Origin of the sequence: Cytobacillus pseudoceanisediminis (assembly GCF_023516215.1) — a bacterium.
Lineage (GTDB): Bacteria > Bacillota > Bacilli > Bacillales > Cytobacillaceae > Cytobacillus > Cytobacillus pseudoceanisediminis.
Genome location: NZ_CP097350.1, coordinates 123,265 through 149,541, shown reverse-complemented (window position 1 = coordinate 149,541; position 26,277 = coordinate 123,265). Strand labels below are relative to the sequence as shown.

Genomic DNA, 26,277 nt, shown 5'->3' with positions numbered 1-26,277 from the left:
TGCAATCTTACCATTGAATCTTCTAATGATAAAGATTGATTTGGGTATTCCCCAATTACTATGCCCTTAATAACTTAGCGTTTATGGCAACTATAATTGTACTAAGAGACATTAGTACTGCGCCGACCGCAGGACTTAATACAAAACCTAACTTATAAAGCATTCCTGAGGCTAAAGGGATGGCTATAATATTATATCCTGCCCCCCACCAAAGGTTTTGTATCATTTTTCTATATGTCTTTCTAGACAAATTAATAATTTCAACCACATCTTTTGGATTACTATTAACCAGGATTACATCTGCTGTCTCGATTGCAACATCCGTACCTGCTCCTATAGCAATTCCTAGATCTGCATTTGCTAATGCTGGTGCATCATTAACTCCATCTCCTGTCATTGCGACTTTTTTATTTCCCTGTCTAATTTCATTTATTTTACTGGCTTTTTCATGGGGCAAAACTTCAGCATATACTTTATCTACTCCAATTTCATTTCCTACATAATTCGCTACCTGGTTATTATCCCCTGTCAGCATAATTGATTCTATATTCATTTCCTTTAGCTCTATTATTGCTTTCATGGCACTTTCCCTGATTTGATCAGCAAGTGCTAACATACCAGCAAATTCCCCATCGATAATGGCGAATATTACCGTTTTACCATCTGAGGATAGTTTCTTGTATTTTTCTTCAGGATAAGGTATTTTTTGAGTCTTCATATAGCCTGGACTAACTGCCAATACTTCTTTTCCATCTACTCGCCCTTTAATCCCTTTTCCTTGCATATATTCGAATTCATCAGGCTCTGAGATTGTTAATTCTTTATCTTTTACACTGTTTAATATCCCTCTTGCAATCGGATGTTCGGATTGTGACTCTAATGAAGCGACCACTTTCAAAACCGTATTCTCGTCATACTTATTTGAAAGAATTATATCTGTAATACCAAACTCACCCTTTGTCAGGGTACCAGTCTTATCAAAGACAACAGTATTAATTCTCCTGGCCTCCTCAAACTGTGTTCGATTTCGGATTAGCAATCCTTTTTTTGCAGAAATAGCAGTAGAATTCGCAATCACTAACGGTACCGCTAATCCAAGTGCATGAGGACAAGCAATGATCATGACTGTTACCATTCGTTCTAAGGCATAGTTAAATGTAAAACCAGTAATAAGCCAACCGATTAAAGTTAGTATCCCTGCAATTAGAGCAATATAAAACAACCATTTAGCAGCTCGATTAGAGAGATCTTGTGTTTTAGACTTCGATTCTTGGGCTTCCTTAACCATCTTAACAACTTGTGAAAGATAACTTTCTTCACCAATATTTTTGACCTCTATTGTTAATGCGCCATCCCCGTTAACAGAACCGCCTGTCACTTCATCGTCTGTTGATTTTTCAACAGGCAGTGATTCCCCTGTTAACATTGATTCATCAACAGTAGAGTTCCCTTTATTAATAATACCATCTACAGGTATCCTTTCACCTGGCTTGACCAGCACTTTATCACCAGGTAATAGATCTGAAACGGATACTTCTTGAGTACCATCATCTATGATTTTATGTGCCTCGGATGGCATTAATTTAACAAGCTGTTCCAAAGCGTTTGAAGCCCCCATCACAGATTTCATTTCAATCCAATGTCCAATCAACATTATGTCTATTAACGTGACTAGCTCCCAATAATAATCCATTCCCTCTAAACCAAATACAGTCAATGTGCTATATACATAAGCGACAACTATTGCTAAAGCAATAAGGGTCATCATTCCTGGTGCTCTTTGTTTCATTTCATCAATTGCACCTTTTAAAAACGGATATCCACCATAGAAAAATACAAAGGATGAAAGTAAAAAAAGTACAAGCGAATCATATGGAAATGTAAACTTAAAACCAAGAAGTTCTTGTATCATGTGAGAAAGAAAAAGACTGGTAAGGAAAAGAGGAGTGATATATAAAATCGTTTCTTGAAATCTTCTACCATATGGCCATGATGCGATCCATGGCCGTCTCTATGATTATGATCCCCATTACTATCTTGATGATGAAGATGTTCTTTCTCAATAGATTTTCCTTTCATTTCATGATCGTGATGTTCAAGATTTTGATGGATCATATGGTCATCATGATTATTATTATGATGGCCTTTGTGGTTATTGCTAGTGTGATTCCCAGGTTCCTTAGTGGTTTGGTGATCTCTAGCCATTATTAACATCCTTTCATACTAAATGGTTTTTAATTTATTTTTTCTGAACTGAGAGATATTGATACAGCTTTACAAGACACGCTGCTTAATTAATACTTGTATACCCTATATAGGTATGCCGAAACAAACAAGGCAGGAAAAGAGCATGATCGGTGAATTGATTTTTCAGTTAATAAAAGCCTATAAAAAATGCACAGAGCAAAATCTCTGAGCATTTTTGTTATTTCAGTTTAGCGACTCATGCAATTAATTGACTACCTTATAGATATTGATTCGGAATAGTAAGCTCTAATTTTTCCCGGTGTTCTTACCAGCACCTTCTTCGACAATTTTATCCCATGTTTCCCCTGAATCAGTGGTTGTATATATATTGAGTTGATCTGTAGCAAACGAAAGTTCTTTTTTGTTTTTATTATTTACAGCAATAAAGGTAATATTCCCTTCTGAATTTTTAGGCATACTGTAATTAGTTGATTTATTATTATTAATATTAACTTCTGTAATTTCATTGTTCCCATTATTAGTACCGGCAATTATTGTGTCATTACCTGCAAATACAGTAGCACTCACACTGATTTCTGCTAATATCTTGTCAAACGTATTCCCGTAGTTTTCAGAGAGATAGAGCCCTTGATCTGTGCCAATAGCTAATGTTCCATTCTTTGAAGGGTGTGCTGCCATCGTGAGAGGAGAGCCGGATACCCCCTGCATATTCATTAAATTCCAAGTTTCTCCTTGATCAGAGGAGTAATAAAATCCTTGTTCTTTCATTTTTGAATTAGGTTCAGCTGCAAAAACATAGATCTCTTCTGTTTCATACCCTACGGATAATGCATGGAAATCTGCCTCCCCCTGAAAATCAACGATTTCCACCGTTTCCCCATTATCCTTGCTTTTAACAATTCCTAAGGGGTTTTTAAGGTTGGAACCTGGAGCTGGGTGTCCGCTGCTATAAAATCCATTCTTAACAGGTGAATACCCCATATAATCATTTTTCGGTATATCTGGTACCGACCATGAACTGTCAGAATATACTTTTAAGCCATCATGGACTGCAGCAACTAATTTTCCACCATCCTCTGAGTAGCTAAGACCATGTAAGTCAGGAAATTTAATTTTATTAACTCCGTTATTAGGAATAAAAATAAGGAAAATAAAAAACCCCATTACAATCAGAAAAATCCATCCTATGCCAAACTGTCGCAGCTTGTTTAGTTTCTTTCGATTAGACACCTTTTTTCCTCCTGATCTTATAACTTAATCGTTTAAATTAATACTAATTTTCCTATAAATACTCTGTATCGGAGCTTGTTTCAAAGCTTAAACCAGCATTAAGATGTTCTTTTCTACGTCGTTATAAATTTCTCCATTAAAACTAATCCAATAACGCTCATTTTCGTATGTAAGCGGCTGATGTTAACTTTCAATATCTATAATACTCAAACGTTGGAAGCCGAATTGGATAGGTCCATCAAAATAATAACCTGAATCATATAATTCATTTGCACATATCACATAAGAAGCTCTCTATTAAAAACTCCAGTAAGTAATAGTATCGAATACTCCAATTATCAGCATAATGATGCCTGTTGCTTTTTGCACAATAGCCCCCATTCTTCGCCCCTTTTTCATTAACTTACCTCCCAGCTCTAGATACCATATAAGAAATACAGCAATAATCAAAGGCAAAGAAGTCCCTATTGCAAAGATAGGAGGGAGTATCATCCCATAATTTACAGAGATAGCCATTGGCATCAGTGTGATGAAAAATAATACAAACATGGTTGGACAAAAACCAAGGCTAAAACTTACTCCCATAAAGAATGCGCCTAAGCTTCCTTCCTTTTGGAACTTTTGAAAAATCCCCCTAAGGAGATTGTTTTACTTAATTTAATAAATCCAAGTAAAAATAAACCTACCAATATAAACATAGGACCAATAATTCTTCTTATCCAAGGAAAGTAAACTGTCAAAGAAGTCTTTATTTCACTTCCGAAGATCCACACTAATAATCCAAAAAAGGAAAATACAGCAATTTTCCCAAGCGTGAAGAACAAAACTTCTTTCCAGGCAATATTCTTTTGGAAAGACTTATTTCCATATAGTGTAATCGCGCCCAGATTCCCAGTAAATTGACATGGAGCCAATGCGCCGACAAGGCCTAAAATAAAAGCAGAAATTATGGGAATGTCCTTGGTGTTCAAACCTATATTAATTAGAGGTTGACTAAAGAAGTTGCTTATTGTACTGAAAAATTCATACATATTTAATTCCCCTGCCTTGTTATCATTCATTAATCTGTAAAAAAGTTTAGGTTCACTGTTAAAGATAGCTCCTTTTTCATTGATACCATTTAATTATGAAGATTTTATGAAGGATTGACATATTTAATATATTTCGCAGAATAAGTTATCTAGCAATTGACTCTCCAAACATTAGAAAAGCTGATTTTGGAACATTTTTTCAATGCTCTAAAATCAGCTTCTTTCTTTATTCTGTAGGGCAACTCCTTGCATCTAAAATATACGGAGATTGCAGTTTCTTTGAGAAGAACTGTAAATAAAATCCTAAATAGTGACGATTTCTAGTTATCAATTTCCGTTTACTTCCTCAGCATCCCAGTAATATTCACTGAAGACCTTCGCAAACGCCTCAATAGAATTATCTAATTCCGTGTTATTATTTTCTACTCCTCCGAACTCAAGGAGCATTGATTGGCTAGAAAGGTCTTGGTTATATACCCCATTCCCATCATCTTTTGTTTTTATAAAAACACCTCTGCTAATTCCAGGAAATTCTTCTTCTAGCTTTTTATTCAATTCCTTAGCTAGTGCAAGATTCCTTTCATAGTTTTTATTTTCCTTTCCAACGATAAAAAATAATCTTGCAAATGGCTCCCCTTTTATCATTGTCGTTGTAAGTTTCTTTGGCTGGGAGTCTCTGTGAATATCAATAAGATAGCTAATTGAAGATTTTTGGGCTATTGCCTCTATTACTGTTTCTCTTGAGAGAGCGTAGGAATAATTATAATTCCAATTTTTCTTTTTCAATACTTCTGTAACATTCGATGTACTATGGCTTGCTCCTATCCCTCGCTTCATTAGTTCGTCTTTCAGCTTTTTGCCCACCGCTATTATGTTTTTACTTTCATTTAAACTTACAGCTTCATCTGCCGTTTTCTTTCCAGGCAGTGATGGCAAAAAGGCTTCCCAGCTATGCGAATGATAAATAAATGCCACATCTTTACCGGTATTAGGGACAGGAGAAGTTCCCTTTTCTTGTGAAATTTTTGGATTAGACTGGTCCTTCTCTGTCAGTTCTTTCTCTTTCAAAAGCATCTCTAATGGAGGGGCAGATTCTATTGGCAAAGTAGTGAGGTCTGTTCCAAGTCCTGCAATGGCAATTTCGGTGTTGAATATGGAAAAACCAGGAATTTCCCTACCGAGAAAAGTCCGAATGTCTTCCGGCCAAATATTTGTGAAAGTGAGAAATGCAGCACGGGAGATGGATGGCGTTTCATCTTCCTTAATAGTTGATTTAAGCGGGCCAATTTCAGTTGACATTAGGCTTAGAAAAAATTAGCATGCACCTTTTCACTAGTCGCTGAAACTATTGAAGAATTTAATCTTTCTTTTAAATCAAGATAGTTTATAAAAAATACAATACTAAAAATGAATAAAAAAAGAGCAAGATAAATCCAATGAACTCGTATAAAAAACATGGAAGTATGATTCCTATCTTTCATTTGTTCCCTCCGTTCTAGTATTTCTCCTTGGTACTTTAATATATGATAAAAAATTGATAATAGAATAGATTCTCTATTAAACTCTATTAATACTTATATAGCACTATTTTCTTGCAGTTTTAGACTCTCTTATTTCCTACAGAGATATGCAGTTAAATGTTCCTTGTAGTACACTTTTAGAAAAATCGGATGTATCTTCAAAAATTTTTTTATATTGAGAATGATTAACTATTTAAATTATTGATGGGCAAAAAAAAAACAGACACCAAGGTGTCTGTTTTTTTGCTAAATTATAACATTTGACGGCAAGCTTCTGCACATTTAAAGCAGGCCTCTGCACAGTTTTGACAGTGTTCATGGTGATGTTTCTTGCATTCGTTTCCGCATGCCTCGCAAATGTCCGCACATAATTGGCAAATTTGTTTTACAAAGGGACTGTTGGATTGCATAGATTTTGCAGCAAAAGCACAAATATCTGCGCAATCTCGATCCATTCGAATACAGTCTGCCATCATTTTTATGTCTTCTTCACGTAAACATGCATCATAACATACATTACATGCTTCCATACATTCAAGGCAAGCCTGAATACATTGCTCGTAGGTCTGGCTATACATAGAATCATCCTTTCTGTGTTTTTTTCCAATACATAAGATAGGTTACCCTTGCATTGCGCAATTAAACTGCATAAAAAATGCATATTTCTAGTTAGCTCACCACAAAAAAGACATTGATTTACTATTGGGTGATTGTGGCCAGAGTAATACGGAGAAAAGTATCCAACCACTTCCTCCAATTACTTCTAACGGTTCACAGTCTTTTTATCTTATCAAAAATCAAATTACCCATTACAAAATAGGTTCAAAGGAGTAAACTACTCCAATTTTGATGGGATTTGTCAGCCACCCTCTACACAGGTAGCAGCCGAACTCCCAACAAAAGAATTTAATTTTTGAAGGAGACAAGATAAGTACTCCATTTCTACTAATGTTTCCAAGGGGTGATCTGTAAGAGGAATATTGTATTTGTTAAAGACTAACGCTGTTTCTGCCCACACTTCAACAATTGCTTTTGGTGACATATTGGATTGAATAACCATTTCAACATCTCCTTTTTTCTAATGTTTGTCCAACAAACGGAAATGTTTATACTATTTTCTTGGGCCTTAAAATTAGTTTTCGGACGACTGTACCCATTAATGGAATATTATCTATGAGTATTAGTCCAGACAAATCTACATTATTTAATGTATTCCGGTTGATATTCGCTCCCCACAGCCTGACCGTTAGTGGATTAAGCATATCCATAACTACTCCTGCAACAGGGTTGCTACTCCTCATATGCTCAATCATAAAAATTTTCCCACCTGGCTTACATACTCTATTCAATTCCTTCAATCCCTTGACTGGATCAGGAACTGAGCAAAACACACATGTTGAGACTATTGCATCAAATGTATTATCAGGGAATGGAAGAGCTTGAACATCAGCATTTATCAGATTTACCTTGTAGTCCACATTTAATTTTTCCTTCTTTTTTCTTGCATAATTGAGCATTCCTTCACTAAAATCCACTCCAGTTAAGGAAGTAATATCTTTAGAATAATATTTAAGATTTATTCCTGTCCCGATTCCTGCTTCCAGTACATCTCCACTTACATCGGCCAAAAGGCTCCTTCTCCATTCATCCTTAATCATCTTATCCATCCAGTCATAAAAAAGAGAAATTCTGTTATACCTTTGTATGACTACTTCACTTTTTGAAATATCCACTTCTTTCCCACCAATCGTTTTTGAGAATAGTTTCTCAGACAAATATGAATTTTTTATGGATATGAAGGTCCTTTTGTAGCAGAAAATTGTATAGGGGTATCTGAGTTAGTAAAATAAAGCCATATAACAATGGTGTAAAGGTAGAGGATATTGCTTTAAATTCAACAAAATTGAAAGTTCCATTTCTTCGCAGAAAACAAAGGAAGATATTTTCTTTGATTACTAAAAACATTTAAAAGTAAATCTGTTTGGTTCTCTTTTGCAAAATTACAGCACACATCCTGTAGTTAATGGTTTTTAAGAACTCTATTACTGCTTCTGCACTACTAACTATAATAAAAGCCGAATATATACAAGATAAATAGGCTTGTATATATTCGGCTTTCTAAGGTTTTTAATATTTAGTTAATATTCAGGGGTAAGTTCTTCTTCAATGATCCATTTGTGATTATCTACTTTTTCCCCGGTAGTAGTAGTGAAGTCAAGCATATAGACTGTAGTTTCTACCGATGATTCGATGACCGCGGTTGCTCCGTCCATACCTTTCATATGATCCGCGTTAAGAGTAACTTCCGTACCAGGTTTAAAAGGTTGTTCCCCGGCGTTTTCTATTTCTTCATGGATGACCCATTTATGATCTTTTACTGGGTCTCCTCCTGTTGTAGGATAGTACGTAACAGAGTAAGCAGTTGTTTTATATGCTCCTGCAATGGTTGCTAAAGCACCTTTCATACCGGGCATATGATCTGCTTGAATTATAGCCTGACTTCCGATTTCAAAAAAAGGATTCTCAGCTTCTTGCAGTCCATTTGGGACTTCACCTAAACTTGACATAGTCTCAGCAAAATGAGCTTCTATTGTTTCATTGACCTCTAAAGCATTAATTCGTACCTCATTAATAAGTACTTTTATCTCTTCTGTGGATGCTCTTTGTTTGTATGGATTGTGAGTTAAGGCCTCTAAATGGTTTTCCGCAGCGTTTAAACGATTAAGGAAATCGCTTATTTTTTCTTTATATTCCTTGTATCTTTCTACCTCTTCAGCAGTTAAGGGGGTTCAGCAAGGGATTCTTCTATTCCCCCTATTTTAAGGTTAAGCTCATTCACTTTTCCTTCCAACTTTTCTAAATGTTTCTCAACTTTCGATTCCTCTTTAACTTGAGCACTGGTTTGTAATTTGGCTCCCGCATTGTGGGCATCTGCAGAGATTTCCCCAGTTAAAAAAACGAGTCCGAGCGATGCCAAACCTAACCCTGAAATTTTTAAAATTTTGTTGGTCATTTTCTTCCTCCTTTAAAATATTTCACATGAGTATATACCTCCAAAAGGGTTATTAAAACATCAAAATTTTCAAAGCCGAAATTATAAAAAATAAGCCGCAATGTTAATATTTATTTACTCAGTGTTTTTATATTCTAATACCCAAAACTATTAATAAAGAATGAAAAAGCCTAAATCTTTATCGGATTTAGGCTTTTAATTGATTATATTTTATGTTTTATGATACGAATGGAACTAAATAGGGAACCCTTTTTCAAACGGGTTTGTTTTACTTCATGTATTATTCAGTGCTTGTTTTAAGGTTTCTATATTTTTATTCATTAAGCTTATATAGTCTTCATTGTTTTGAATATCTTCCTCAGTTAATGATTCTAAATTGTGAAGAGTCAGAGTTTCTGCTCCGAGTTCTCTTTTTATGACCTCAGCAACCCGATTTTCGACATTTTGCTCGAAAAGGATATAATCTAATTCTGCATTTTCAGCTGTTTTAATGATTTCTTCAAGCTGTTTTTGAGATGGTTCAGCACTAGGAGAAAGGCCGCTAATTCCAATTTGCTTTAAACCATAGGCATCTTCCCAATATCCATAGGCAGAGTGGGCAACGATGAAGGTTTTATTTTTTGACTCGTTGACCATGCTTTCAAAGTTAGAGTCTACAGTTTCTAAATCAGCTTTGAGAGCCTGAAAATTCTTTTCAAAATAATCTTGCTGGCTAGGATCAATTTTAATTAATGCATTCTTTATATTTTCAGCAAGCTGTACCGATCTGCCTGGATCAAGCCAAACATGAGGATCAACCTCTCCCTCTTCACCAGCATGAGCCTCATCATTTTCTACTTCATGTTCATCTTCGGGAGATTTCTGAGCTCCAATTAGAGGAGTTCCTTCGGATGCTTTTACAATGGCAGTATCTTCATTTTTAACGGCACTAATGACTGCATCGGCAAACCCTTCGATTCCTGTTCCTAAATAGATAAAAGCATCCCCCTCAGCGATTTTGATCATAGTTTTAGTTGTAGGTTCAAAGGAATGAGCATCAGATCCTGTTGGAACGATATTTTCTACTTCTACAAATTCCCCTCCAATTTTTTCTGAAAAATTCTGAAGCGGAAAGATTGTCGTGTAAATTTTTAATTTCTCATCATCAGCTTGAGTGTTCTTTTCCTCTTGAGTTGCTTGACTGCATCCCCCAAGGACCAAAATGCCAATAGCAAACAGTATTGGCCACATTAATTTATACAAAGTGTTACCTCCTCTAGAATTAAACAGTAACCATTACGATTTATATATTATAAAAATTTTATTAATTAGGCAATATAACTTCTAAAATATGCAGAAAGTATGAAAATTAAAAGGGGGCAATCCCCCCATAAACCTATTTCTGCTGCTCAACCCAGTCTTCATTGAAATGCTCAGCTTTTGAATAGTCCAATTTTGATTTATCCGTTGTCTGAATTCCGCTAAGTTTGTGGAAACGCAGCAAGTCCCCATATACCACCTTATCGGATAACTCAAGTTCATTTTTAACAATTTCTGAGTATTTTTGATATGGTGTAATGTTCTCAACAATTTGTCCTGTTTCGTTATCATAGATTTTACCTTTTACTGAAGTTACCTTATCGGTAATATAGTCGCCATTTCTAAACGCGACAATCTGATCTCTTTCTTTTGATAACAAGTCTGTTCCAAAGGCTACCTGATGTGAAGTGTCAATACCAAGAAGGTTTAAGACTGTTGGGCGCACATCAACTTCACCACTATAAGTTTCATTAACAAATCCCTTCAGGCTTGGTGCGTATATGAAAAGCGGCACTCTCTGCAATTGAGCTTGCTCAAAATCATTTATCTCTCTGTTCATAACTTTTGACATTGGCTTTTTGCGGTTTTCAGAAATTCCATAATGATCTCCGTACATCACTACCATGGTATTTTTATCAAGACCAGTAAGCTTTAAATCTTCAAAAAACTGCTTTAGAGCTTCATCTAAATATCGTGCAGTCTGGAAATAGCCATCAACTGTCTCGTCTCCTGTTTCTGCAGGCTCAATCGACTGATCTTCTTCGTCAATCGGATAGGGAAAATGATTAGACAGCGTAATTAACTTGGCATAAAATGGCTGAGGAATCGATTGTAAATAAGGGATAGTCTCTTTAAAAAATGGCTTGTCTTCCAGCCCATAGTTTATAACATTTTCTTCTTTCATATTATAATAAGTTGAGTCATAAAACATATCGTATCCCAATGACTTATACATTTCTTCCCTATTCCAAAATGATTTGTTATTCCCATGAAAAACGGCAGAATAATAGCCTTTATCTTTTAAGATAGCGGGTAATCCCTGGTACGTATTTTGTGCTTTAGTCGTAAAGACAGATCCTTGAGGAAGGGGATATAATGAATTTTCCATTAGGAATTCGGCATCAGACGTTTTGCCCTGTGCTGTCTGGTGAAAAAATTCGGAAAATAGATTGCGTTCGGATCTTTTGCTAATGAGTTTAAGAAAGGAGTGACCTCTTCTCCATGTAGTTTATATCCGATAAGAAAATTCTGAAACGATTCCAACGAAATGTAAATGACATTCATTCCTTTGGCTGTACCAAAATAATCGGGATTAGGCTTTGCATGTTTGGATGATGTGTAATTTTCAACTGTTGTAATATCACTGCTGTCAGCCATAACTCTTTGGGCTGAAGACCTTGTGTTTTGGATAATATCATATATAGCAAAATTATATGCACCAAGATACTTTACAAGATAATTTCTATCAAAGCTTCTAGTTAACAATTGAGGCCTATCAGCTTCAGCAAGCCCAACATTTACTCCAAGTAGCAATAATCCCGATAAAAATACCTTACTTAAAGTTCTTCTCGGTAATCGACCCGGCATTTTCAGTCTCTTTGAAAGAATTAAAGCAAGTAACAATAAAGTATCAAAGAAATACAGGATGTCAGTTGGCTCTAGAAGCGCTGCGGCACTCCCTCCAACTTTCCCAAAATTCTGTGTCTGGAAAAGAACTGGAACAGTAATAAAATCGTTAAAGAAGCGATAATAAGCAACATTAGCATATAAGAAGAATGTTAAAATAAAATTCATGGCCAGCAGCACCCAATGCTGTTTTCTCCCTATAAAGAATAAGGCAATTCCTAAAAATAAAAGGGCAGAACTTATTGGGTTGAGCAATAATAAAAACTGCTGCATAGCATTGCTGACCCCTAAATTAAATTCGGTTTTGTAAATTAAATAAGTTTTTATCCAAAAGAATATTACTACAATATAAAAAAGGCCAAGTTTTTTGTTTAAAAGTGATTTAAAAAGATTAATACCAAGCATGTTAACACCCCAATCATATATTTTCACATTTGATTAGATTAATTAAATTATCTTTAACATCATTCTGGCAGGTAGGTTACTGCTTGACTCCCCATTTGCCTCCAGGCTTTAAGAAAATCTTCCTTATTCATAGACTTATTTTTCATCCCGGTTATAGGGTCATTAAAATAAATATTTTTATCATCATATCCAGTAATAAGGACCGAATGTTCTTTATAGGTTATATCGATTTCTCCTGCAGGGGTATTCCATTTTTCAAAAGCTGATTTTGGCAATTCCCTATAAGTCGTATTCGTAATAATCCAGACTGGAATGTCCAATGAAAGAAAAATCATAAGCTCGGAAAACTCTTTCCCTGTTAAATCTAGTATTTCTCCAGGTAAATATTTTTCAGCGAGTTCCTTAATAGGTTTATGATAAACTCCTAATCCAGGATTATCATATGAATACATATCCCCAATAAACCCATCATTTGGATGCCCCCAATAAATATTCCCTCCTTCTCTTTTCAAAGGAACAGAATTCTTTTTAATTTCACCGGCAAGTGTCATTTTATCAGTATCAATTCCTTTATATTGGAGCAGCATTGCAAGGCTAGTCACCTCACATCCTCTCGGCAGCTCGGGGAATTGCTTAATTACAGGAGCATCAATAAGAACTTTGTCCTTAATCTTTACAATTGTATTTTTATATTCTTGCTCCTCTAAAAGGTCTTGTGTGGTTTCTTTAGGTGATTCTGAAACTATTAAACTTCGTAGTTTTGAAAAATCTTCTTTTCCAGATAAAAGGATTAGTATTAAAACTGCGGCAGCAAAGCTATTCAATATTAAAAACAATTTCATTTTTTATTTCCTCGGCTTTTTTCTCTCAGTATCCTCGTTTTATATCCCTTGGCTACTGTTTCCTTATTTTACTTTTTAGGACAGTTTGTAAAAAAACAATCCAATGGAGCACCAAGACAACAGTCACCGTCACTAGAAAAGGCTTTTGTACCGGGTTATAACTCCCTAGTCTAAAAAAGAAGAGAAAGAACGCCGTGTGCAATATGATCAAAATGTATAGAGTTCCACTTTTTTCTGGAGGTAGTTCCAACTTTTTTCCCAGTACTTCTATTGCTTTATTATTAGATATCAAAGCAAGTAAAAGTAAATAGGCAAGTCCCACTGTACCTAGAATATTTGCAAGGGTGAAACCAGGATCAAAAGAAAGCTGGCCCGTTTCTTGAATAACGCCAATAATTAATCTGATGGGTTCCCAGTAAAACCATCCCTCGAAAAGTATATAGACATGCAGGACTGCCATAATAAAGCACCAAATCCCCAACTCCCTTCTCCAGGATAAAAAGCGGACAAATAGGTTTGTTACTCGGCTTAATGGACCAATAATAATGGTTAAAATAAGAAAAACAAGAGCTACATCAGCATAAGCCCTGTTCCAGGCATGCATTGGACTCCATTCTGAACGGCTAACTAAGAATAAATAGACTAGAATTATGCTTGTCAATCCAATAACCAAGTGCCTTGTTAATATGCCCATGGTAAACAATACCCCTTTTCTTTTTTCCCGGAGTTTCATTAAGATCAGTTTTAATATGTCAAATTATTGGGTTTAAAATAGCACATTGGGTTAAAAGGCTAGAAAGTATTATCGCATATCTTTATCAAGAAAATATGCAGTTTTAACAAAAATACGAAAGCCGTTTGTATGAAGTGAGGCTTCCGTACTTTCAAGATTATATTCCTTACCTTAAAAATTCCTATACATTAGATGCTTTGTAGCTTTTCGAAAACAAATATTTGATTGTTTCTGCATCGCTGTCAGCTGGTAATTCAAACTCCCGTTCATAAAGTTCGGGTCCTTTACCGGTTATTACAATCCGATCTCCCTTTATTGAGTTTTTCCATGCATACTCAATAGCCCTTGTCCGATCTATTATCAGATGGATATTATTTGTTCCAATGTAATTAACTGACTTTTTTAAATCTAATATCATTTTTTCTAGTGCAACACCATTTAAGTCATCAAGTGTTAATATTATTTTGTCACAATATTTTGCGGAAATATCAAGCATTGCTAGCCTCTTGGTCATATCTTTGTTACCTCTAAAGCCAAATACATGCACAATTCTATTCCCATTTAATTTTTTTACTGTTTCCAAAAGGTTTTCTAGACCATCTGGAGTATGTGCGTAATCTAAGATAAAGTTGACACTTTGGCTATAATATTCTTCAAATCTCCCAGGAACTCCAGGGAAACTTTCTACTGCTCTTTTAATATCATTGACATTTACCCCAGCCCTATAAGCGCATAATATTGCCGCAAGTGCATTTTGCAGGTTGTGATTTCCGGGCATGGGCATTTTGATCTCTAACTTTACATTAGAACCCTGTATTCTTATTTTTGAAACTCCATCTTTAGTGCTTAATAACTGAAGATCATCATTCTCAGAAGTTCCGAATGATAAGACAGACTGACGCTTGTTCTTTAATTGGTTTATTAACTTCCTTCCCCAGGGACAGCCTGAGTTAATGATGGCCTCACCATTTTTTTTAAGAAGCTTAAATAATCCGGCCTTTGTATTGAAATACTCTTCCATATTTTGATGATAATCTAAATGATCATGAGTAAGGTTAGTGAAAATTCCATAATTGAATTCTATTCCCTCTACTCTTTTCTGATGCAGCCCATGTGAGGAAACTTCCATTACAACATTCTTGTCCATACTCATCCGAAGCATTTTATTTAATTCAAGTATGTCAGGTGTAGTTGCAGTAGACATGAGTTCAGTCCCATTCACAAAGTTTGAAACCGTGCTGAAGAGTGAGCAGGATTCGCTAGCAGTTTGAAAAATATGTTTTACCATATAAGCAGTTGTGGTCTTTCCATTTGTTCCAGTGATCCCAATCATGTTATGCATCTTAGATGGATCACAGTATAAAGTTTTAGCCAGATTCCCCAGGGCTTGCCTAGCATCTTGGACCTTAATGTATGGAACAGGAAGACAATCATATTCTGCTTCACCTACAACAGCAACGGCTCCATTAGAAATAGCTTCATTGATGAAGTTGTGGCCATCATGTTTTAATCCCTTTATAGCAACAAATATGTCTCCTTTTTTTACATTTCTTGACTTGAACTGAATTCGGTTTACTTCAATGTCAGATGCGTACTCCAATGAATTAGTGATGTCTGAAATAAGAGTTTTAAGCTTCATTTAATGCCTCCGTATATTAAAATAAAGAAGCTGTCTGAATACAGACAGCACAGTAAACTGACCTTTCAGTTAATAGACAAACTATCTATATCAATTTTATTTTTCCATTTCAACTTTCCCTGGAGCTGACATACGACAAGGCTAGTAATAAGGAGGTATAAAATGGAGGTATTTCTCATTTTTTAAATAAGTTTATCTTATTTTCTTATCCTCAATTCTACCCAGCCTTCATCATCATAAACTCCACAAAAAATGCATTTTTTCAACAGTTTTTTTAACATAATGAGCCTAAATTAAAGCAAAGATAGGCCACTTCATTGGTTTGATGTTTAATTAATCTCTTCAGCATATCCATGGCTAGCTTTCCCTGACCTTCTTCTTAAGTAGATTAAGACTGCAGCACCTATAATCAAGCTTAAGGACATGAGTTGAGCAATTCTTATTGATTCTGTAAGCATCAGACTATCCGTTCTTAGTCCTTCTACAAAAAATCTGCCCACAGAATACCAGATTATATATGAAAGAAAAACCTCTCCACGCTTTATAGGGAATTTCCTGATTAGAATTAAAATGAAAAAGCCTGCTATATTCCATAGTGACTCATATAAAAAGGTAGGATTATAATAGGCTCCTTCGATATACATTTGATTAATGATAAAGTCTGGTAAGTAAAGTCCTTCGAGGAAAGAACGGGTAACTTCTCCTCCATGCGCTTCCTGGTTCATAAAATTACCCCATCTTCCAATTGCCTGGCCTAGAAGAAGACTCGGTGCCGCAATATCAGCAAGTTTCCAAAATGAGAGGCCCTTTTTTCTTGCAAAAATAATCGCAGTCACTACTGCACCAATTAGTGCTCCATGAATAGCTATGCCACCTTCCCAAATCGCTATCATTTTGCCAGGGTTTTGAATATAATAATCCCATTTAAAAATCACATAATAGAGTCTTGCACTCAAAATTGATATAGGAATCGCCCACAATAACAGATCAGCAAATATATCTTTATCTAGTCCAAGTTTTTTTGATTCTCTTGTCGCAAGAAGCCAACCTAAAAACAGCCCTGTTCCAATAATCAATCCATACCAATAGACTGTGAATGGCCCTAATTCAAAGGCTATACGGTCAATTGCCTCAATACTTTCCATTGGGTTCTCACCTCTTTTTACTATTTGTAATTAGCAGTGTAACTGGATAATATCGAGAAAATGTGCAAGAATGATTAATTTTTCAAGAAAAAACTGTGACAAGCAAAAAATACAGTTCAGCTTACTAACAAACTCATGATAACGAAAGAAAAAGCCGCCTAATTACTATTAGGCGGCTTTTGGGATTTTATTAATCTATATTTACTTAATCTGTAATGGTTATTCCATTCGGCACACCTTTTACTTCAATTGTTTCAATTACCTCATTCTTTTCTTTATCAATGATGCTCACCGTATCTTCAAACATATTTGTAACATAAACCTTCTTATTATCTGGACTTGTTACAACTCCATGTGATCCTTTTCCAGTTATAATTTCAGACGTTGCTTTTTTTGCAGCAAGATCTATGACTGTCACACTGTTTGAAGGATTTTCTTCTGTTCCTTGGTTTGCAACGTAGGCAAACTGATCTTTCTCATCAATATATACTTGTGCGGGGCCAGTCCCAACAGGAATTTTAGCAACCTTCTCAGTAGCCAAATCCACTACTGCGAGAGCATTTTCTCCATTTAATGTAGCCACAAGCGTTTTTCCATCTGAAGTGACACCTGTAGTAACAGGAGCTGCTCCTACTTTAATTCGTTTTTCCTCATTCATCGTATCAAGATTAACAACACTGACTGTATCTTCACCCATGTTTGCAATATAAGCGCTCTTACTGTCTGCTGAAATTCTGAAACCATGTGGCCCTTTTCCTGTATCTACTGTTCTAACCACATTAAAACTTGCCATATCAATGACAGTAACATTGTTGTCTTCATTGTTAGTTACGATCGCATGCTTCCCATCCTCTGTAAAAACAATGTGAGCAGGATGATTTCCAACTTCGACCTCCTTCAACAGTTCATCACTCTCAATGCTGAAAAAAGCGCTTTTGCACTCATTTCCATTTCCTCTCCATGGCCATTATCATCACCGCCATGCCCCGCCATCTTTGGTACAACCGTTGCCCCAATCATTTTTCCGTCTGGTGCTACCTGAACATTATGAACAGAACCATCTACTTCTATTGTCGATACGATTGAATTGGTTGCTGCATCAATTTTTGAGATGCTGCCTCCTTCGTTAGCTGTGTAATAATATTGGACTGTTTTCGTCCCGTCAGCATGTTCATCATTGTTTTCTGTTTGTTGTTCTTTGTCTTCAACTTTGTTTGCAGCTACATTGTCCCCAGTTTTACTTGCTGAACTGCATCCAACCAATATCAACGCTCCTAATATCAAAGTAGCAATGAATATACTCATTTTTAACTTAGTCATGAAAATGACCTCCTTTGCGAATTTAACGTAATCTTATTAAGCAAAGAAGAATTGAAAAGTGATTTATTTCACTTATACAAGTAAATATTCAAAAAGTCTAACAATCTTTTGAAATCCATCAAATCTTCATATTTGGGGTGTAGGATAATAGTTTTCTCGCAAAAAAATAAACAGGAAAAACTGCATTCCCTGTTCAGTAAGAAATCTTCAGTTTTATCTAAATACAATACTTAAAATACCTATTACTACCAAAATCATAGACCAGATAATAAAAAATAACCCTGAGGATATTCTCTTTTTACCATTTTTTTCTTTCCTATTGGTACAACATGCCATACGACATCACTTCCCATCTTTTCGGTTTTCTCCGCTTGATTGGGCTAAGTAAAGCTTGAAAAAAATATTCATCTGGTAATTAATTAATATTCGCCACCTCATCTATACATTATTTAGGTTAACATCATTTTTCGCAGAATATAATCCCCTACAAATATGAATGGTGTAATAAATCTAAATTAGATGACCAATGTATTACATAAAAAATTTCGTTATAAATTTTATTATCCATAATTTCTGCATTTATTTTTATTATGATTTGTTTAAATAATTACAGGAGGTTATCGATATGAAGATTAAACTGCTTGCTATATTCATTTTTTCAATTCTTTTTCTCGCTGCCTGTTCTAATAGTGGTATGAGTGGAATGGACCACGAAAACATGGACATGGAAGAGGATAATAGTTCTGAAGAAAAAGAGGAAGTCGAGGTATTGAAGACTACTAGCACTACTGAAACACTTACAGGCAATGAAATTAACATTGTTGCTCAAGAAGGCAAACATCAGCTGAATGAGAATGTTAGCGTTAATGCCCTAACATTCAATGGTTCAGTCCCTGGTTCCCAAATACGGGTAAAGCAAGGGGAAAAGGTAAAAATCAACCTAAAAAATGAACTTAATGAACCAGTTTCCATTCACTGGCATGGAATTAGAGTTCCCAATGATATGGATGGTATACCAGGTGTGACACAAAACGCAGTCCAGCCAGGTAAATCTTTCACATATGAATTTACCCCAGAGGATCCTGGAACATACATGTACCATACCCATCAAAATGCTGTTGAGCAGATGGATAAAGGGCTATACGGTTCATTTATCGTAGAACCAAACGAAAAAACTTATGACCGTGATTATACCCTCATGCTTGATGAGTGGATGAGCAAGCCTGAAGAAGGTGAATCCAGCATGGAAGGTATGGATCATAGCAACATGGGTTCAGAAGAAGATAAAGATAAAGAGACTGATTCTGAAGAATCAAGTATGAGCGGCATGGATCACGGCAGCATGGAGTCAGAAGATAATGAAAGCATGAATGGAATGGGAGAAATGGGTCATGACATGAGTGCTTACGATATCTTTTCGATAAATGGCAAAAGCGGCGACAGCATTGAGCCCTTAAAGGTAAAAGAAGGAGAAAAAGTTAGAATTCGTCTTGTCAATGTTGGGTACATGTCTCATAAGATCCATCTGCATGGTCATGATTTTAAAGTAGCGGCCATTGATGGGCAAGAACTAAATGAACCAAAAGAAATTAAAGATCAGGTGATCACAATAGCCCCTGGTGAGCGATATGACATAGAGTTTATAGCAGACAACCCTGGTGAATGGTTTATAGAGTGCCACGGAGACATGGAAGGCACAAGTGGTATGAAGACAATGATACAATATGAAAACTCTCCTGGCTCTACTGATAAATCCAACCAATCCGAAGAGCTTCCAGAATTCACATTTATGAATTATGGCGGTTCTGACAAAGGTGAATTTTCGCTTGATCAGGAATATGATGTTGAATATAAAATGGATTTAAACACAGCGATGGATGGCAGCGAAATGGCTTATACGATTAACGGAAATACATTCCCAGATACTGATAACATAAATGTCAAGGAAGGCGACCTCGTTAAGGTAACATTGACTAATAATTCTCAAATGGATGACCATCCTATGCACTTGCATGGTCACTTCTTCCAAGTCCTTAGCAAGAATGGGAAACCTGTAGAAGGTTCTCCGATTATGAAAGATACGATTAACCTAAAGCCTGGTGATGAATATGTTGTTGCGTTTAAAGCTGATAATCCTGGCAATTGGCTATTCCATTGTCATGATCTTCACCATGCGACAGCAGGAATGGTGAATATGGTTAAATACAATGACTTTAAACCAAGCTTCACACCTGATCCTAAGGCAAATAATAAACCAGAGTAATTATCAATCCGCTAAGCAATCAAAGAAGCGGCCTGGCAAATAGGTCGCTTCTTTGGAAAGTTCGAATCTCGTTATGTTAATAAAAAGGAGTGGTTTTAATGGGTATAGTCATTATATTTGGGCTAGTCGCTTTATTTGCCGGGTTTGGCACTTTTACTGCACTAAAAAATAAAAATATCCTAGGCGTCCTGTTTGGATTAGGAAGCTTTCTTGTTTTTGGCTGGTTCTCCTTAATGACTTTTATAAATTCAGGGTACCCTGCTATGTGAAAAAATCAATTTGAATATAAGATGAAAGGACCCCTCCTGGGTCCTTTCATCTTATAGATTAGTAATTACTACTTACAGCATAATTCTTTTTAATAATTATTTACACAAGCCGACATTGTTTCTTTTGTTGTCTGCGGATGACACTCAGATTCTGCCTCTGGTGCTTTTTTAAGTGCCATCCATTTTCCTCTTTTGAACTGGATAACTAAAACAATAGCCCTGAATGCAATGTCTACGCCAATCGCAATCCAAACGCCGGCCAATCCCCAGCCCAGCACAATACCTAAAACGTACACAAGAACTGTTCTTATTGCCCACATCCCAAAAGCTGTCAGGTACATTGGGAATTTTGTATTGTTTGCACCTTGGAAAGCTCCTGTTAGTACCATAAGGACAGCTAAAAATGGTTGGAAAACTCCTGATATCTTTAGAGCTGTTCCAATATTTTCGATTACTTCTTGATCCTCTGTAAAGAAACTTCCTGCCCATTCACCGAGAAAGAACAATATAGCCCCCAGAGCAGTCATTGATGCTAAAGTTACGACGGTTGTGAGTTTTGCATATCTTCTCGCTTCATCAAGGTTTCCTGCACCGATTTGTTGCCCAACGAGTATTGTAGCTGCAGTTGCGAATCCATACCCAATCATATAAGAAAACACTTCAATATTCCCTGCAATTTGGTGGGCAGCAAATGCATTTGTTCCCAACGCCACAACAAAACCAAAATAGACGATTTGCCCTGCTCTCATCAAAAGGCGTTCACCTGCTGCTGGTGCTCCAAGTGTTGTGAGCTCCATTAAATGTACTTTGTCAGGTTTCCAGTAATCCCGTCGGAAAGCAAGAACTTTTGAGCGTTTTAGATAGTATATAAGCGCAGCACTGCCAACAAGACGTGCAAAAACAGTTGCTAGAGCAGCACCTACAATTCCCATTGCAGGAATAAATAAAAACCCAAATATTAGAATGTAATCTAATACTGCATTAACAATATTAATAATGATACTTACCTTCATAGGTGTTTTTGTATCTCCAGCCCCTCTTAATATGGCACTCAATACAAACATTAAAGACATGAAGATCGAGGGAATGCCTACTATGCGAAAATAAAGAGAACCAGCTTCTAACACATCAGCCTCTATTCCCATAAGTTTTAGCAAAGGCTCTGCAAAAAATAGGGTTCCTAGACCTGTTAGCAAACCAAAAAGAATAGCAAGAACTATAGATTGCTGGGAAATATGTCTTCCCTTTTCAGGTTGATTCGCCCCCAGAAAGTTGGCAATTCTTACGTTTGCAGCCACTCCAATTGCCATGAATAACGCAAAATAAATTGCAAGAACTGCATTAGTAACTCCAACAGCGGATACTTCTGCCAACCCTAGCTTGGAGACAAAATAGGTGTCTACAAAACCAAGGATGGTTTGGAAAAAATTTTCGATTACTGCAGGAATGGCAAGGACTATTATGATTTTTAGCCTATCTTTATTAGATTGAATATTTTTCAGTTTTGTTTCTACTACATCTTCTTTCAACTATTTCTCCCCCATTTCTGAGAAGACTGTAAACAATAATAGGATGCTTATAAAATGGGGCACACCTCATATGTGTGCCCCATTTTATAATTAGACTATCAACATTATTTACTTATCCGGAATATTTATAACGAATGGAACTGTATAGAGTTTTCCAAGGTATTTGAATTGTCCCCAAATTTTATATACGCCTGAAATAGGGAAGGTAGTCATATATTCAACATCCGGTCCTTTGGCAGACTCATCTTTAGGATGGACATGGAGAAACTCTTCCATTTTTTCACTTACAATTACGACATGTCCGGCTGATCCAAGATAAGGTTCCAAATCCTTGATTTTATTTCCTTTGTTATCAGTGACTGTAAATGTCATTAGAATATGCTTTTTTAAAGCCAAGTCATCGAATTTTAACTCAAATACCAAGTCTTCTACAGTTTTGATTAACTCCTTATCCGGATAAATTCCTTCATTTTGTTCTTTGCCCTCAACTATTAAATCAAACTTGGAAAGCTGCTGCGCTGAACCTTCTGGGAGGAAATCAGCAAATATTTTGTACTTTCCCGCTTTTGGTAAAATAGCCTTTACACTAAACCTGCCTTCACCATCATAATTGGGATGCAAATGCTGAAAAGTACTTAGATCGTTACTGATAACAAGCAAGTGCATCTGTTTTTCATGTACCATGGAAAAACAAGTAATATTCTTTCCTTCATTTTTGACTATTAAAGTAACTTCAACTTCCTGATTAGGTTTAACAGCAGTTGGACTGATAAACCATTCAGTTTGTATGTCCTTTAAACGAGCTGCTTCTATATGGTTATGGGATTCATGCTCATGAATATTATGGCTGGATTGCTGATTCATTATTTCACCTCAACAAATTTATTCTTTTATTATATGCTGAAAATATTTGATAACTTTATTTTGTTCTACCGCTGTACCCAACGGCACTATTTCTGCGTTTTGTCCTTTTAAAAATTCGGTTATTTCTTCTATTATCTTCACTTGTTGGAGAGCCATCTCAATATGAATTTGTTTCACTTTAGGGTCTTTCATTTTTAGTGCAGAAACAAAATTATTTTGAGCCATCGACTCGGCAGAAGCCTTTCCTTCCAATGCAATATGTTTTTCTGCATTTGGATTGCTTTCATTTTCTATTTCCTGAATGGTTTCTACTTTAGGTAAATGATCTAATTTTGGAAGTTCTGGGAATTCACTTTTATCAGGATCCATTATTTCAAGCATTATTCTGGTGTGGCTCCGCAAAATACCCAACTGTTTTATAAGTATTTTTCGCAATTCCCCATTTTTTCTTGCTTTAAGTATGTTTTAAATTTAAAAATCATTCCATCATGTGATGATAAATGAGAAGTTATAATCCCCATATCCGAAGCTGGTAGTAACATATTTTCTATTCCTCCTAATGTTTTTTCATCCTTTAATTTTTACCACTGCAATTTGCCTATAAACTACACAAAAAATGCATATTTACCTAAAGAAGTGCTTTTCGGTTGCTATTAAAAATATAAGCAGGATATCATTTATTAATACATAGGTAGGTATAAGAGTTTTTTGACTGTTTACTCTATACAGTCTTTTAAAAGACTAAGAAAAAATATGAAAGAGGTAGAAGAATTTGAAAAAGGGTATTATGGTTGTTCTCAGCATTTTTGTTTTATCTTTTGGAGCCCTGTTTCTATTCATGAGATTTTCAGGCATGGGCGGCAATACTCCCAATGGTGCCATGGGCGGTATAGGAAATGGACCAGAAAACATGGAAAATGAGGAATCCTTATTTAATACCCCTTTACCAATCCCTCCTTTGTTAGAGGATACAAACCCAGATCCTAAAAAGGCAGAATTTTATTTGACTGCACAGGAATCAGAAAAAGAATTTATTAAAGACAAGAAGACAAAAACATTAGGCTATAACGGTGATTACCTCGGACCAGTCATTAGAGTAAAAAATGGTGAAGAAGTTTCCGTAAAAGTAGAAAACGATATGAGTGTCGGAACTACTGTCCACTGGCATGGGCTTGAAGTAGATGGTGACCAGGATGGCGGGCCTCATTCGGGAATCCTGCCGGGTGAAACCTGGAATCCGAATTTTACTATAAGTCAGCCTGCTGCGACATTATGGTATCACCCTCACCTTTTGCACACAACAGGAGAACAGGTATATATGGGACTTGCGGGATTGTTTTATATAGATGATGAAGTCTCGGAAAATCTCAATATCCCCAAAGAATATGGTGTGGATGATATACCGCTGGTAATCCAAGATAAGCAATTTAATTCAGGTGGAAAATATGAATATAATCTGGGGATGCACGATGTGATGATGGGACTTCAGGGTGAGAGGATACTTGTGAATGGTGCTATCAACCCTTACTTGGAAGTGCCTAGAGGAAAGGTACGTCTTCGCCTGTTAAACGGCTCAAATGCAAGAATTTACGAATTTAAGTTTAGCAGTGCCCAATCATTCCAACAGATTGCAAGTGATGGCGGGTTTTTAGAACAGCCTGCTGAAATGAATAGCTTAATTTTGAGCTCCGCTGAAAGGGCTGAGATTATTGTTGATTTTTCCAATTATAATGAAGGGGATGTCGTCCATTTAACTGACCAAGGAAGCGAGTTTATGAAGTTCGTTGTTAATGCAAACGAAGGAAAAGGTTATGCTGTTCCTGATCAAATAACAGATATCCCTGAGATTAATCCGGGAAATGCCATTCGCACTAGAGAATTTGTCATGCAGGGAATGGGTAGAAATGTAAACATTAATGGCAAACAAATGGATATGAATCAAATTGATGAAGAAGTGAACCTTGGAGACACTGAAATATGGGAGATTTCTAATGATGGTTCCAGTATGGGTGGAATGATGGGAGGCAATGGGGGTATTGCCCATCCTTTCCATGCTCATGGTGTGCAATTCCAAATCATTGACAGAGACGGAAACCCGCCTCCACCAAATGAGAGAGGGTGGAAGGATACCATACTCGTCTACCCAGGAGAAAAAGTTAGAGCAATTGCAACCTTTGATCATGAGGGGATTTTTATGTATCATTGCCATATTTTAGAGCATGAAGATGCGGGGATGATGGGACAGTTTGAGGTTAAAGATAGATTGTAAGTAAAGAACAAACTAAAAGGATCGAAGCAAGCCTTCGATCCTTTTTCTTAATTATTTAATACTTCCAGCTTCAACAATAGGATCCCAGTTATTCCCACCATCGGCAGTATGATATATGTCCCCATTAAAAGTAACAAACGTCAGTTCCTGTTCATTTTTTGGGTTTTGAGCAAAATACATTACTGCATCATCTTTCATTTTAGGCAAAGCTATCTCTTTTTCTGTTTCATCAGAAAGAGATAGTTTTGTCAATTTAGCTGTACCATCGTATGTGCCATATATTAAATCCTCGTTTGTAAAAAAGACAGATGTGCCCTGTCCGCTTTTCGAGATAAGTTCAAAGTTTTCCCCTTTGTCCTTTGACAGGTAAATTCCTTGCTGTCCAGATGCTGCTAAATAATCTGCATTATTAGGATGAACAGATAAACTTAGCAATGTATCGTCCAGACCATTTGCAGCAACTTCCTTCCATGTCTTTGCCTTATCTTCGCTGAGATAAAACCTTCCAGTATCCATAATAGAATTTTCCTGCGGGTTCATAAGGAAAATGACCGAATTTTCATATCCTACTCCCATCAAATGGAAATCCGTTTCCCCTTCAAGGGCTTTCTTTTCCAGCGTTTGTCCATTATCCGAACTATACTGTATTCCTAGAGGGTTGGGAAGTGATGAATCATTTCCGGGATGTCCACTGGAATAAAACCCGTCTTTTGTTGCGTTGAAGCCCATATAATCATTATTTTCTTCCTTAGTTTTAAACCATTTTCCGTTATCATAAACTTTTAGCCCGTCATGAGCTGCAAAATAGATCTTACCTTGATTTCCAGGATAACCCGCTCCGTGAATATGGTCTATTTTCCCATCGAAGCTTTCAAAAAAGCTATTTGAAGAAATAGAGGTTTCTCCTCCCCCATTTTCCTGTTCACCAGTTTGGACTTCTGATTGTCCTGTATCCTTTGTATCTTTTTCTTCAGCCTGTCCGCAGGCTGCAAGACTAAACGTTAATCCAATTACAGCAAATAAACTTAACTTTTTCATATATACCACTCCTGCTACCAATTATAGGATCCTT

Annotated in this window: 19 protein-coding genes and 5 pseudogenes; 3 read left to right on the top strand and 21 right to left on the bottom strand. The window is 36.2% G+C overall.

Translation table 11 applies throughout. From position 1 onward, the window contains the following. Positions 1–58: 58 nt before the first annotated feature. From M5V91_RS29205 to M5V91_RS31035, 17 genes and pseudogenes are all read right to left on the bottom strand, one after another. Positions 59–2,214 (bottom strand): annotated as a pseudogene (locus M5V91_RS29205) (heavy metal translocating P-type ATPase). A 279-nt stretch (positions 2,215–2,493) separates the two neighbouring features. Continuing rightward, positions 2,494–3,438, bottom strand: coding sequence for a F510_1955 family glycosylhydrolase (locus M5V91_RS29200; RefSeq protein ID WP_009336016.1), 945 nt, complete (start codon positions 3,436–3,438; stop codon positions 2,494–2,496). Positions 3,439–3,493: 55 nt separating this feature from the next. Further along, positions 3,494–3,696 (bottom strand): annotated as a pseudogene (locus tag M5V91_RS29195) (asparagine synthase (glutamine-hydrolyzing)); the annotation flags it as partial. A gap of 39 nt (positions 3,697–3,735) precedes the next feature. Beyond that, positions 3,736–4,469 (bottom strand): annotated as a pseudogene (locus M5V91_RS29190) (urease accessory protein UreH domain-containing protein). 327 nt (positions 4,470–4,796) lie between these two features. Further along, positions 4,797–5,768 (bottom strand): stage II sporulation protein P, encoded by a 972-nt coding sequence (gene spoIIP / locus M5V91_RS29185; protein ID WP_284522413.1) that lies wholly within the window; start codon positions 5,766–5,768, stop codon positions 4,797–4,799. Between the two features lie 472 nt (positions 5,769–6,240). Further along, positions 6,241–6,567 (bottom strand): four-helix bundle copper-binding protein, encoded by a 327-nt coding sequence (locus M5V91_RS29180; RefSeq protein WP_034297800.1) that lies wholly within the window; start codon positions 6,565–6,567, stop codon positions 6,241–6,243. A 281-nt stretch (positions 6,568–6,848) separates the two neighbouring features. Next, positions 6,849–7,049, bottom strand: a complete 201-nt coding sequence (locus M5V91_RS29175) for a hypothetical protein (RefSeq protein WP_009336012.1) — start codon at positions 7,047–7,049, stop codon at positions 6,849–6,851. A gap of 46 nt (positions 7,050–7,095) precedes the next feature. Beyond that, a complete protein-coding gene (locus M5V91_RS29170; RefSeq protein ID WP_009336011.1) occupies positions 7,096–7,722 on the bottom strand; it encodes a class I SAM-dependent methyltransferase in 627 nt (208 codons plus the stop codon). 405 nt (positions 7,723–8,127) lie between these two features. Next, positions 8,128–8,607: a YdhK family protein gene (locus M5V91_RS29165; RefSeq protein ID WP_232292558.1), complete on the bottom strand. Its 480-nt coding sequence runs from the start codon at positions 8,605–8,607 to the stop codon at positions 8,128–8,130. A gap of 161 nt (positions 8,608–8,768) precedes the next feature. Further along, a complete protein-coding gene (locus tag M5V91_RS29160) occupies positions 8,769–9,002 on the bottom strand; it encodes a hypothetical protein (protein WP_284522412.1) in 234 nt (77 codons plus the stop codon). A gap of 273 nt (positions 9,003–9,275) precedes the next feature. Next, positions 9,276–10,232, bottom strand: a complete 957-nt coding sequence (locus M5V91_RS29155) for a metal ABC transporter substrate-binding protein (RefSeq protein ID WP_009336009.1) — start codon at positions 10,230–10,232, stop codon at positions 9,276–9,278. Between the two features lie 145 nt (positions 10,233–10,377). Beyond that, positions 10,378–12,332 (bottom strand): annotated as a pseudogene (gene ltaS, locus M5V91_RS29150) (lipoteichoic acid synthase). 59 nt (positions 12,333–12,391) lie between these two features. Then, a complete protein-coding gene (locus M5V91_RS29145) occupies positions 12,392–13,174 on the bottom strand; it encodes a C39 family peptidase (RefSeq protein ID WP_009336007.1) in 783 nt (260 codons plus the stop codon). A 52-nt stretch (positions 13,175–13,226) separates the two neighbouring features. Continuing rightward, positions 13,227–13,778 carry a ferric reductase-like transmembrane domain-containing protein gene (locus tag M5V91_RS29140; protein ID WP_369426022.1) on the bottom strand — a complete coding sequence of 184 codons (552 nt, stop codon included), beginning with the start codon at positions 13,776–13,778 and terminating at the stop codon, positions 13,227–13,229. A gap of 310 nt (positions 13,779–14,088) precedes the next feature. After that, positions 14,089–15,546 carry a UDP-N-acetylmuramoyl-L-alanyl-D-glutamate--2,6-diaminopimelate ligase gene (locus tag M5V91_RS29135; RefSeq protein ID WP_009336005.1) on the bottom strand — a complete coding sequence of 486 codons (1,458 nt, stop codon included), beginning with the start codon at positions 15,544–15,546 and terminating at the stop codon, positions 14,089–14,091. A 329-nt stretch (positions 15,547–15,875) separates the two neighbouring features. Next, the gene (gene lgt / locus M5V91_RS29130) at positions 15,876–16,691 is read right to left on the bottom strand and encodes a prolipoprotein diacylglyceryl transferase (RefSeq protein ID WP_009336004.1); all 816 of its coding nucleotides are present in this window, start codon (positions 16,689–16,691) and stop codon (positions 15,876–15,878) included. 205 nt (positions 16,692–16,896) lie between these two features. Further along, positions 16,897–18,011 (bottom strand): annotated as a pseudogene (locus tag M5V91_RS31035) (YncE family protein). A gap of 625 nt (positions 18,012–18,636) precedes the next feature. On the opposite strand from M5V91_RS31035, the gene M5V91_RS29120 reads away from it, so the two are divergent. Beyond that, positions 18,637–20,274, top strand: coding sequence for a multicopper oxidase family protein (locus M5V91_RS29120; protein WP_009336001.1), 1,638 nt, complete (start codon positions 18,637–18,639; stop codon positions 20,272–20,274). Between the two features lie 98 nt (positions 20,275–20,372). After that, a complete protein-coding gene (locus M5V91_RS29115) occupies positions 20,373–20,543 on the top strand; it encodes a DUF2759 domain-containing protein (RefSeq protein ID WP_009336000.1) in 171 nt (56 codons plus the stop codon). A gap of 89 nt (positions 20,544–20,632) precedes the next feature. On the opposite strand, the gene M5V91_RS29110 is transcribed toward M5V91_RS29115, so the two are convergent. From M5V91_RS29110 to M5V91_RS29100, 3 genes are all read right to left on the bottom strand, one after another. Next, positions 20,633–22,072 carry an MATE family efflux transporter gene (locus tag M5V91_RS29110; protein ID WP_009335999.1) on the bottom strand — a complete coding sequence of 480 codons (1,440 nt, stop codon included), beginning with the start codon at positions 22,070–22,072 and terminating at the stop codon, positions 20,633–20,635. A 108-nt stretch (positions 22,073–22,180) separates the two neighbouring features. Next, positions 22,181–22,936 carry a DUF8832 domain-containing protein gene (locus tag M5V91_RS29105; protein WP_009335998.1) on the bottom strand — a complete coding sequence of 252 codons (756 nt, stop codon included), beginning with the start codon at positions 22,934–22,936 and terminating at the stop codon, positions 22,181–22,183. Between the two features lie 18 nt (positions 22,937–22,954). Continuing rightward, positions 22,955–23,317, bottom strand: a complete 363-nt coding sequence (locus tag M5V91_RS29100) for a hypothetical protein (RefSeq protein WP_284522410.1) — start codon at positions 23,315–23,317, stop codon at positions 22,955–22,957. 391 nt (positions 23,318–23,708) lie between these two features. Between M5V91_RS29100 and M5V91_RS29095 the strand changes: the two genes are divergently transcribed. After that, complete coding sequence (locus tag M5V91_RS29095) at positions 23,709–25,205, top strand: multicopper oxidase family protein (RefSeq protein ID WP_232292552.1); 1,497 nt, start codon at positions 23,709–23,711, stop codon at positions 25,203–25,205. A 51-nt stretch (positions 25,206–25,256) separates the two neighbouring features. Here M5V91_RS29095 and M5V91_RS29090 read toward each other — a convergent pair whose 3' ends face one another. Then, the gene (locus tag M5V91_RS29090; RefSeq protein ID WP_034297799.1) at positions 25,257–26,243 is read right to left on the bottom strand and encodes a F510_1955 family glycosylhydrolase; all 987 of its coding nucleotides are present in this window, start codon (positions 26,241–26,243) and stop codon (positions 25,257–25,259) included. Positions 26,244–26,277: the final 34 nt, after the last annotated feature.

Excerpts from the sequence above, each read along its gene's own strand:
- M5V91_RS29115 (WP_009336000.1), top strand. The coding sequence starts at position 20,373 with ATGGGTATAGTCATTATATTTGGGCTAGTCGCTTTATTTGCCGGGTTT.
- M5V91_RS29180 (WP_034297800.1), bottom strand. The coding sequence starts at position 6,567 with ATGTATAGCCAGACCTACGAGCAATGTATTCAGGCTTGCCTTGAATGT.
- M5V91_RS29090 (WP_034297799.1), bottom strand. The coding sequence starts at position 26,243 with ATGAAAAAGTTAAGTTTATTTGCTGTAATTGGATTAACGTTTAGTCTT.
- M5V91_RS29120 (WP_009336001.1), top strand. The coding sequence starts at position 18,637 with ATGAAGATTAAACTGCTTGCTATATTCATTTTTTCAATTCTTTTTCTC.
- M5V91_RS29155 (WP_009336009.1), bottom strand. The coding sequence starts at position 10,232 with ATGTGGCCAATACTGTTTGCTATTGGCATTTTGGTCCTTGGGGGATGC.
- M5V91_RS29145 (WP_009336007.1), bottom strand. The coding sequence starts at position 13,174 with ATGAAATTGTTTTTAATATTGAATAGCTTTGCTGCCGCAGTTTTAATA.
- M5V91_RS29140 (WP_369426022.1), bottom strand. The coding sequence starts at position 13,778 with ATGCATGCCTGGAACAGGGCTTATGCTGATGTAGCTCTTGTTTTTCTT.
- M5V91_RS29160 (WP_284522412.1), bottom strand. The coding sequence starts at position 9,002 with ATGACCAACAAAATTTTAAAAATTTCAGGGTTAGGTTTGGCATCGCTC.
- M5V91_RS29100 (WP_284522410.1), bottom strand. The coding sequence starts at position 23,317 with ATGCTTGAAATAATGGATCCTGATAAAAGTGAATTCCCAGAACTTCCA.
- M5V91_RS29105 (WP_009335998.1), bottom strand. The coding sequence starts at position 22,936 with ATGAATCAGCAATCCAGCCATAATATTCATGAGCATGAATCCCATAAC.
- M5V91_RS29135 (WP_009336005.1), bottom strand. The coding sequence starts at position 15,546 with ATGAAGCTTAAAACTCTTATTTCAGACATCACTAATTCATTGGAGTAC.
- lgt (WP_009336004.1), bottom strand. The coding sequence starts at position 16,691 with ATGGAAAGTATTGAGGCAATTGACCGTATAGCCTTTGAATTAGGGCCA.
- M5V91_RS29175 (WP_009336012.1), bottom strand. The coding sequence starts at position 7,049 with ATGGTTATTCAATCCAATATGTCACCAAAAGCAATTGTTGAAGTGTGG.
- spoIIP (WP_284522413.1), bottom strand. The coding sequence starts at position 5,768 with ATGTCAACTGAAATTGGCCCGCTTAAATCAACTATTAAGGAAGATGAA.